General features: G+C 65.7%; 9 protein-coding genes. 5 read left to right on the top strand and 4 right to left on the bottom strand.

The genetic code is table 11. The features are described 5' to 3' along the window. Window positions 1-189: 189 nt before the first annotated feature. A complete protein-coding gene (locus AC2VOR_RS03575) occupies window positions 190-690 on the top strand; it encodes a class I SAM-dependent methyltransferase (protein ID WP_369737848.1) in 501 nt (166 codons plus the stop codon). Window positions 691-1,036: 346 nt separating this feature from the next. On the opposite strand, the gene AC2VOR_RS03570 is transcribed toward AC2VOR_RS03575, so the two are convergent. After that, window positions 1,037-1,762: a hemerythrin domain-containing protein gene (locus tag AC2VOR_RS03570; protein ID WP_369737846.1), complete on the bottom strand. Its 726-nt coding sequence runs from the start codon at window positions 1,760-1,762 to the stop codon at window positions 1,037-1,039. Between the two features lie 142 nt (window positions 1,763-1,904). Here AC2VOR_RS03570 and AC2VOR_RS03565 point away from each other — a divergent pair, with 142 nt between their 5' ends. From AC2VOR_RS03565 to AC2VOR_RS03555, 3 genes are all read left to right on the top strand, one after another. Then, window positions 1,905-2,213: an Rv3488 family transcriptional regulator gene (locus tag AC2VOR_RS03565; protein ID WP_369737845.1), complete on the top strand. Its 309-nt coding sequence runs from the start codon at window positions 1,905-1,907 to the stop codon at window positions 2,211-2,213. Beyond that, window positions 2,210-3,472, top strand: coding sequence for an APC family permease (locus tag AC2VOR_RS03560; RefSeq protein ID WP_486963208.1), 1,263 nt, complete (start codon window positions 2,210-2,212; stop codon window positions 3,470-3,472). Before AC2VOR_RS03565 ends, AC2VOR_RS03560 begins: the two co-directional genes overlap by 4 nt. Window positions 3,473-4,209: 737 nt before the next feature. Beyond that, a complete protein-coding gene (locus tag AC2VOR_RS03555; protein WP_369737844.1) occupies window positions 4,210-4,554 on the top strand; it encodes a hypothetical protein in 345 nt (114 codons plus the stop codon). Window positions 4,555-4,614: 60 nt separating this feature from the next. On the opposite strand, the gene AC2VOR_RS03550 is transcribed toward AC2VOR_RS03555, so the two are convergent. The 3 genes from AC2VOR_RS03550 to AC2VOR_RS03540 all read right to left on the bottom strand — a co-directional run bounded on the left by AC2VOR_RS03550 (window position 4,615) and on the right by AC2VOR_RS03540 (window position 7,584). Next, on the bottom strand, window positions 4,615-5,619 hold the full coding sequence (locus AC2VOR_RS03550; protein ID WP_486963207.1) for a glycoside hydrolase family 6 protein: 1,005 nt from the start codon (window positions 5,617-5,619) through the stop codon (window positions 4,615-4,617). Between the two features lie 161 nt (window positions 5,620-5,780). Further along, window positions 5,781-6,476 carry a TetR/AcrR family transcriptional regulator gene (locus AC2VOR_RS03545; RefSeq protein ID WP_369737842.1) on the bottom strand — a complete coding sequence of 232 codons (696 nt, stop codon included), beginning with the start codon at window positions 6,474-6,476 and terminating at the stop codon, window positions 5,781-5,783. A gap of 364 nt (window positions 6,477-6,840) precedes the next feature. Beyond that, complete coding sequence (locus AC2VOR_RS03540; protein WP_369737840.1) at window positions 6,841-7,584, bottom strand: ANTAR domain-containing protein; 744 nt, start codon at window positions 7,582-7,584, stop codon at window positions 6,841-6,843. Window positions 7,585-7,709: 125 nt separating this feature from the next. Between AC2VOR_RS03540 and AC2VOR_RS03535 the strand changes: the two genes are divergently transcribed. Beyond that, window positions 7,710-8,444 carry a glucose 1-dehydrogenase gene (locus tag AC2VOR_RS03535; RefSeq protein WP_369737838.1) on the top strand — a complete coding sequence of 245 codons (735 nt, stop codon included), beginning with the start codon at window positions 7,710-7,712 and terminating at the stop codon, window positions 8,442-8,444. The last annotated feature ends 92 nt before the right edge of the window (window positions 8,445-8,536 follow it).

Below are 8,536 nucleotides of genomic sequence, written 5' to 3'. Positions count from 1 at the left end.
GACCAGGATCTTCCATCCCGGCCGCGCAGACCAACGTCGTCACCTTGCTTGTCATTTCGGGGAATCTCTCCATCCCCGCCCTCGGGTCACTAATTATCGGGGGGCGGGCGCCTCAACCCAGGTTGACAGAGAGGGGCCGGAGCAGGCTCCTATGAACCACCCCAGACCGTCGCCGCAGTCGAGCCGAGCATGGTGATGATCAACCAACGTCCGCCGGGATCCGCCCCGTGTGTTCAAGCCATCGCCGAAGCCATTCCGCTGCAAGACAACTGTGTTGACGGCTCAATGGCAATACTGACAGTGCATCACTGGGGCGACGTCGCTGCCGGCATCGAGGAACTGCGTCGAGTCACCCGCAACCGGATCGTGGTGCTGACGTGGGATCAAACGGTGACTCGCGACTTCTGGTTGCTGCGCGAGTACCTGCCCGAGGCCACCCGTATCAGCGACGAACTGTACGTGCCGATCGAACGTCTCACAGAGCTGTTGGGGGGAGCAGAGGTACAGACGGTTCCGGTGCCACACGATTGCACCGACGGGTTCGGGGCCGCCTTCTGGCGACGCCCGGCGGCCTACCTCGACCCCACCGTGCGCGCCGGGATGTCCATGCTCGCCTACGCCGGCGAATCCACGCTGGCCGAAGGACTAAACCCGGCTGGCGGACGACCTGCACTCCGGGAAATGGCATGAAAGACACCCGGAGCTGGTCAGGCGAGAACGGCTTGACGCCGGCTACCGCCTCCTCATCAGCCACAACGATTAAGCGCCGTCCCAGTCGTGAAACCCGCCCACCTAGAGGATACCGGAGGGTGCGTTCATCCGGCTTGATTAAATCAATCGCCAATGACCACGAATCGACGGTGAAACAACAGGTCCCGACCCGAGCCGAAATTAGCAGATCTTCTGCTGCACAAGCGGATCCGCGCGGTAATCCCTGGGTCGCGCGTCCGCGTCGTGCCGGGGCCGCCACTTCTGGGAATGGCCTGCGCGCCGGCGGCCACCAGCACCAAGCAAAGCGACCAACCTGCGAGGGACCCTACGTCGCCGTGAACTGGCTCAGGTCGTAGATGCCGAGGCTTTTTTCGATGTCGGCTACTTTGTCGACCATCCCTTCGAAGCCGGCCGGACCGAACCGCCGGTGTTCCTCGTCTTCGAAAATCTCAGCCAGGTCGCGAAACTCCTTGGCGGGCACCACTTCACGCAGCGCGGGGAAAACGACCGTGTCTTCGCGTGCCTCATGGGGCTCATACATCCGGACGAAGGCCGACATGTCTTGGACGAGGGCTGATTGCGCAGACTGGTCGAGGGTCCCCGCCCCACCGGTGGCGGCGAGCACTCGGTCGGTGAGCACGCGGCCGCGCTGGTGCTGGGTCCGAAGGACCGTGGTGAGGTCGGTGAGTTTGTCCGCCTGTTCCAGCTTGGGAAAGACATAGTGTTCTTCGAGGTGTTCGTGGTAGTCCTCGATGAAGCCGCGAATGATCCCCGCGCTCGCGTTGAGCGCCTGGGCCGGAAACTGATCACCCGCCAGCACGCGCCGGATCACCTCTCGATAAACGAGCAGAATGCGCTTGAGCACTCCGTGCTCGCGCATCAGGTCTTCGGGAGGAGTGACGGGAACTTCTTCTCCTGAGGGTGCGCCGGACTGGCCGGCCTCGCGCTGCGGGCTACCGCATGCCGATAGCGCGACCCCAGCTACTGCCGGCAGCGCGATCCCGAAAAGCTGACGCCGGCCCACGGCGGGTGAGTGCTCGACCACGGTCACGCCTTTCTTCTCCGCGCCTGTCGTCGGATCGGTAGACGCGCCAGATGATATCGTAACCCGATATCGTCGACCGATACCGATTGGTGGTACGGATGCGCGTGGTATGCGGCGGGCAGCAACTTGGTCCGATTCGGGCGGACGCGTGAGCCAGTTCCTACGCGGCGCGGTGCGGCTGCACATCCTGCACCACGCGGACATCGAGCCGGTCCACGGCGCCTGGATGGCCGAGGAGTTGGCCGGCCACGGCTACAAGATTTCCCCGGGCACGCTGTATCCGATGCTGCACCGCATGCAAACGGACGGCCTGTTGACCTCCCGGCAAGAGGTGGTCGACGGACGCGCCCGCCGGGTCTATGAGATCACCGACACCGGGCGGGCCGCGCTGGCCCAGGAGCGCGCCGCGCTCGCCGAATTGGCCTCCGAGATCCTCGGCCGTCAGGAGGAGTCATAGCCAGCGGCCCCCCGGCATTGGCGCGGCGACTCGGCACCGGCGATGCGGTGATGATCGGGCTGGGGTCGATGATCGGCGCCGGGATTTTCGTCGCGCTCGGCCCGGCCGCCCATGCCGCGGGATCCGGGCTGTTGATCGGGCTGGCGGTGGCGGCGGTGGTGGCCTACTGCAACGCGATGTCCTCGGCCCGCCTCGCCGCCGTGTATCCGACGTCCGGCGGCACCTACGTCTACGGGCGAATGCGCCTGGGCGATTTCTGGGGATACCTGGCCGGATGGGGATTCGTGGTGGGCAAGACCGCCTCGTGCGCGGCGATGGCGATGACGGTGGGGTCCTATGTGTGGCCCTCGCAGGCCCATGCGATCGCCGCGACGGCGGTGGTCGCGTTGAGCGCGGTGAACTACGCCGGGGTGCAGAAGTCGGCACGGCTGACGCGCCTGATCGTCGCCGTCGTGCTGCTGGTGCTGGCGGCGGTGGTCGTGGCGGTGCTGGCCTCTGACGGTGTGGCGGTCGCGCGACTGGATGTGGCGGGTGTCGCGGTCGGCGGGGTGCTGCAGGCCGCGGGGCTGCTGTTCTTCGCTTTCGCCGGGTATGCGCGCATCGCCACCCTCGGCGAGGAAGTCCGCGACCCAGCCCGCACGATCCCCCGCGCAATTCCGCTCGCCCTGGGCATCACCCTGGCCGTCTACGCCATCGTCGCGGTAACCGTACTTGCCGTGCTGGGGCCCCAGCGACTGACGGACGCGGTGGCCCCCTTGTCCGATGCGGTGCGGGCCGCAGGGGCGGATTGGCTGGTGCCCGTGGTGCGGGCTGGCGCGGTGGTCGCGGCACTGGGTTCGCTGTTGGCGCTGCTCCTGGGTGTCTCGCGCACCACGCTGGCCATGGCGCGTGACCACCACTTGCCGCACGTGTTGGCCGCGGTGCACCCCAGATTTCAGGTGCCGCACCGTGCCGAACTGCTGATCGGCCTGGTGGTGACCATCGTGGCCGCCACTGCCGACGTGCGCGGCGCGATCGGCTTTTCCTCCTTCGGCGTGCTGATCTACTACGCGATCGCCAACGCGTCCGCATTCACGCTGCGCACCGACGAGGGCCGCCCCGCTCGCCCGATCCCGGTCGTCGGGTTTCTTGGCTGCGTGGTTCTGGCTTTCGCGCTGCCGCTGATCTCGGTGATCTCCGGGGCCGCGGTAGTCGGCGTCGGCGTCGCGGTCTACGGACTGCGCCGCGTCGACCGCGCACCCCGACGACGACGGTCCTGAACCGGGCGGCTGGTCGGCCCATAGACACCACATCTGCGTAGAAGGCAATGCTGATGACCCAAAACAGTTCCCGGTTAATTCGGTTGACCGCCACCCGGGGCCCGGCCGCAGTTCTGCTGATCCGGTTGTATGTGGGCGTTGTGTTCGCGGCGAAGGATCCCACGTCGACGTGGGTCGGTTCTGCGGCTCCGCGTGAAAGCCAATCGACGCGGCGCAGACGCGATTCTTCTATTCGCATTCTTTCCCAATTTGGACGCTCGTCGGCGGCCTGCGCGCTACCATGCCTCTCCCGTCGTGGTTTGCCACCGGCGTCGACTTTCACCGGCTTTCCCCCAGGCTGCCGAATCAGTCTGGATACAGGAGGCCGCTCCTAATGATCGGGCCGAGAAATCGCGCCATAGCGGAACTCAAATCACGCTCTGATAGGCCAGCGAAACCTCCGTGGCCTTTCGTCAAGAAACCTGGGCGCCAGCCAAACGCCTCAGCACTGCCGCATTTGTTGTTCCCAGAGCACCCCCGCCCGCTGCGCTCCGAGCGTGCTGCTTGACAAGGGTATTTGGACGCTGAGGTTGGCGCACCCGTTGCAGCGCTTTTACCACCGCCAGCAGGACGCCGCTCGATCCGCGGCTCTATGCGGTGTCTGACGAGGATTCAAAAGCGCCTGCGTTCCGCTTCCGCTAGCGTTCTCCTATCGCTTTGGATCGGTTGTAGCGATTCAACGGTTTAAGGGAGTCGAAATGAAGTTCGAGATCACTCGCCTTGGGGCTGCGATACTGGGTTGTGCTGCGGCGTTTGTGCTTTCTACTGCGGTTGCCACCGCCGATCCGCCTGATCCCCACAAGCCGGACATTACGAAAGGCTACTGCCCGGGCGGCCGCTGGGGCTGGGGCCAATTGGCCGTCTGCGACGGCGAGAAATACCCCGACGGATCGTTTTGGCACCAGTGGATGAAAACCTGGATGACCGGCCCTCAGTTTTACTACGACTGCGTCGGTGGCGACGAACCTGTTCCGGGCCCGCCACCACCCGGTGGCTGCGACGGGGAGATTCCGCCCGAGCAACCCGCCCCGCCCGCAACCTGACCGTGGCTGGCGGTCGGGCGAGCCGGGCTTTCGCAAGGACCGCGGGGCCGCCGGCGCGGGCTACTGGCCCGCGTTGCGGGCCAGGTCGATGGCGTACTGGTTCACGAACGTGCCCGCCGGCGGGTCGCCTTTGTCGCAGGTCCCGTCGGATTCGCCGGGACGTTTGATCCACAGGTAGGCATCCGCGTGCGCACCGCCGGTGGCCGCGGTAGGCGGAGTGCCCAGCGCCCGGCCGCTGGGGTTGCACCAGTTCAACTTGGAGTCGGGCGCCGGTCCCGCACCGTTGCGCGACGTGTCGATCACGTAGTGCGAACCGTTCGTGAGCCCCGAAATCGCCTCGCCGTAGCCGATCTCGTCCTCGGTGGTGAAAAAGTTCGCAGTATTGAGGCTGAAGCCCCGCGCGTGCCCGACGCCGGCCTGGTTGAGCCTGGCGGCCATGTCCTCGGCGCTGTGCCAGCGCAGGTGGCCGCCATCGACGTACACGGCCGTGCCCGGATTGCGGCCCAGCGTGTCGACGGCGTAGCGGATCAAGTCGTAGCGCTCCTGGCGCTGGTCGACCGGCAGGCAGTCGGCCATGGCCAGGGCATCCGGCTCGACGATGACCGCCGTGCGAGACGCCCCCACGTCGGAGGCGATGCCGTCGATCCAGGCGCGGTAGGCGTCGCCCGTCGCGAAGCCCCCCGCGGCGAAGCTGCCGCAGTCGCGGTGCGGGATTCCGTAGAGCGTCAGCACCGGGAGCGCCCCGGCAGCCCGCGCGTCACCGGTGTATTTGGCGACCGTGGCCGCCGAGCCACCCGGGACGATCCAGTAAGCCTGCGGCGTGTTGGCGATTGCGGTCAGCTCGGGACTCGGCGGATCGGCGTGCTGCGCGGCGCGCATGGCCGCCGAGCCGGGATTGACGTAGAGGGGCGTGCCGGCGAACGGGTTGGCGTCGTCGGCCAGGCGCACCGCCGGCGCCGGACCGACCGGCACCTGGTGATCGAGAACACCCAGGACGGCAACGGCCGCAACCGTGAGGAAGGGCGCCATCCACCGCGCGACGACACCAGCAGCTGAGAACATCACCTTAGGGAAATTAGTGCTCCAAAGCAGTCAGCGCCAATCCCTGTGGGAGTGGCGGTGGCCCGTACGGCTCTATCGAGATCGGAGTCGAGGTAGCTGCGGCCTCGCTCGAACAAATGCCCACTCCCGCCGCGGACGGATTCCGGACTGTCGACCGCACCGGTCTAACAAGAAGTCGGGCTGTTGGCCGCCAGCCGGGCAGCACCACGACCGCAGCTCCACCCTTCCGGCAGCTCAGTCATCACCTGAGGGCGAATACCGTTCGTAAGCTGCTGTGCGGCAGGGTGTTTGGAATATCCGAGAGCGCATTCGAATGCGCGAGTACACATTTCGGTGAGCTCGATTTGGGTGATCTTCTGCGTTTGAACCCATTTCACGCACGCTGCGCGTACGAAACCCAACCATCCCTCCACGGCAATCTCGGTGACATCGCGTGGCCGGCCCTCGCCGACAAGTTTGTCGATCAGGCGTTGGCCGACGACATTCAGCTCATTGTTGATGATCGCCTGGATCGCTGGGTCATCCGATAGCGCGCCACGGTTGATCGTGATCGCCTCAAAAGGATGATCGGCAAAATATTGGATGTGGGCCTCGAGCCCGGCGGCGAGCTGTTCTGCGAGCTGCAGGTCCGGATCGGGGTTGGCCCGCGCCAGCAGTCGGTTTCTCGCACGGGTGAATATCGCCACGTACAAGTCTCGCTTGCTCGGAAAGTAGTGATAGAGCAGCGCTCTCGACACACCGGCGCGAGCGGCGATGTCCTCCACAAAGACCTCTTCATACGGTTTCTCCGCGAACATCGCGGCCCCGATGTCGAGCAACTGTTGGCGTCGCTGCTGCGGCTCGAGTCGGCTTCGTCTCATGCGCTGACCATAGTGGACACACGTTGCTTACGCCAACTAAACACGTTATTAGACAACACATTCAACAGTCAGATGCTCATGCCGTCCACCTATTTGCTCGGTGTGGACAACCTGTCCCCTCGGATTAGGCTTCGTTGCAGTGGGATTGGCCACGTTTGCCGGTCCCAGCGATTTCTCTAGTCGTTGCGGAGTGGCCGATACGGTAGCAACAGGATGAACTCGCCGCGCCTTCATGTCGGCGAGTAACTCATCGAGACTTGCGACCTCCCAAGGGTCGTGAATCGAAGTTTCCGGCGCACTCAGCGGTTGCGAGCGGTCGGGTTACCCCGTCGCCATCCCGCTACACCGCCGTGCCGCGGACCGCTCACGCCGAGTCGATCTCGACAACCTTCTTGGCGATCTCCGCCAGCACGACATTCGTCCTCTGCGAAAGTTTCACCAGCATGTCGAAAGCCTCCACCGCATCGACGGAAAACCGTTCCATCAGCATGCCTTTGGCCTGACCGATGACGTCGCGGGATTCGAGGGCGCGCCGCAGCTGATCACGTTCGCGTGCCAGCGCATGCACCCGCGCCCGGTCCGCGCCCACGACGGCCGCCAGGGCGCTCAGAATGTGCAGCTGCTCGGCGGGATTGAAGGGTATGGCGTGCTCGTTGTGCAGAGCCAACGCGGACAGGGCGGCGTCGAGTGCCGTGATCTCGACCACGCGGTGCAACACTCCGATCTGCTCCCCGCCGTCGTCGACCGCGGTGCTGGTGGACGACCACAGTTTGGGGAGGTAAACGCCCGGGTTCTGCGGATCGGTGATGTCGTATCGGCAGATGGGTATCGGGTCGGTCGAGCGCCGGCGCAGCGCGCTCTCCATGGATGCGGCCAGCAGCGACGAGCCGGTGGCCTGCGGATCGTCGGGGTTGTCGGGAAACACATCGAAAACGTTCTGGCCGAGCGTTTCGTCCCGCCGCCGCATGGTGACCGTTTCGAAGGTCGCGTCAAAACCACGGATGTTGAGGTCACAGTCCAAAAATGCGATCCCGACCGGACCCGACTGCCCGCCGGGCACCGCTGCCGCGATCGCGTCGAACCGGTGTTCGTCCACGATCCGTGACATCCGTCGCTGAGAAGTCACAACGATTCCGTACCCAAACCCGCGGGATAGTACACCTTCTGATCCCGATCCACTCGCAAACGGCCAGGTTCACCGACGCACGCGCGACCGCGCATACCGTGGCGTGCATGGGACGCGTCAACGGCAAAGTGGTGTTGATCAGTGGCGGTGCCCGAGGGATGGGTGCCTCCCACGCCGCGGCCCTGGTGTCACACGGCGCCCAGGTGGTCGTCGGCGACGTCCTCGACGAGGACGGGCGGGCGGTCGCCGAGAACCTGGGCGCAGCGGCGCAATTCGTGCACCTCGATGTCACGGACGCCGATCAGTGGGATGCGGCGGTCGCCGCGGCGGTGAGCGCCTTCGGGCGGCTCGATGCGCTGGTGAACAACGCCGGAATCGGGACACACGGCCCGTTGCGAGGCTCGTCGCTGTCCGATTGGCAACGGGTTCTCGACGTCAACCTGACCGGGGCGTATCTGGGGATGCGCGCCGCCGTGGAGCCGATGATCGACGCCGGCACGGGCTCGATCGTCAACATCTCGTCGGTCCAGGGCCTGGCCGGCGCCCCCGGACATCACGCCTACGTGGCCTCCAAGTTCGGCCTGCGGGGCCTGACCAAATCGGCCGCGGTTGAACTGGCGGGCAGCGGCATTCGGGTCAATTCGATCCACCCCGGCCTGGTGCGGACCCCGATGAGCAGGGGCGTGACCGACGAGATGTTGACGCCCATCCCGATGCGCCGCGGCGGCTCACCGGGCGAGGTGGCCAGCTTCGTGATCTTCCTGGTCAGCGACGAATCGTCCTATGCCACCGGGGCGGAGTTCGTCGTCGACGGCGGCTTGACCAGCTACGTGCCCGTCTAGGACGGTGCTGTTTTAGTCGCTGACTTTCGGCGTGGCTGAGCGGGTTTCGCATGGATGGGCGGCGAGGATCAGATGCGTGGCTTTGGGACGGG

The sequence above is a fragment of the Mycobacterium sp. TH-M103 genome, from assembly GCF_057473785.1.
Note: the sequence above shows the minus strand (reverse complement) of the source record. Positions and strands in the feature narration are given on the sequence as shown.

Bases quoted from the DNA above. Each gene is read 5' to 3' on its own strand.
- AC2VOR_RS03575 (WP_369737848.1), top strand. From the start codon at position 190: ATGGTGATGATCAACCAACGTCCGCCGGGATCCGCCCCGTGTGTTCAA.
- AC2VOR_RS03555 (WP_369737844.1), top strand. From the start codon at position 4,210: ATGAAGTTCGAGATCACTCGCCTTGGGGCTGCGATACTGGGTTGTGCT.
- AC2VOR_RS03545 (WP_369737842.1), bottom strand. From the start codon at position 6,476: ATGAGACGAAGCCGACTCGAGCCGCAGCAGCGACGCCAACAGTTGCTC.
- AC2VOR_RS03540 (WP_369737840.1), bottom strand. From the start codon at position 7,584: ATGTCACGGATCGTGGACGAACACCGGTTCGACGCGATCGCGGCAGCG.
- AC2VOR_RS03535 (WP_369737838.1), top strand. From the start codon at position 7,710: ATGGGACGCGTCAACGGCAAAGTGGTGTTGATCAGTGGCGGTGCCCGA.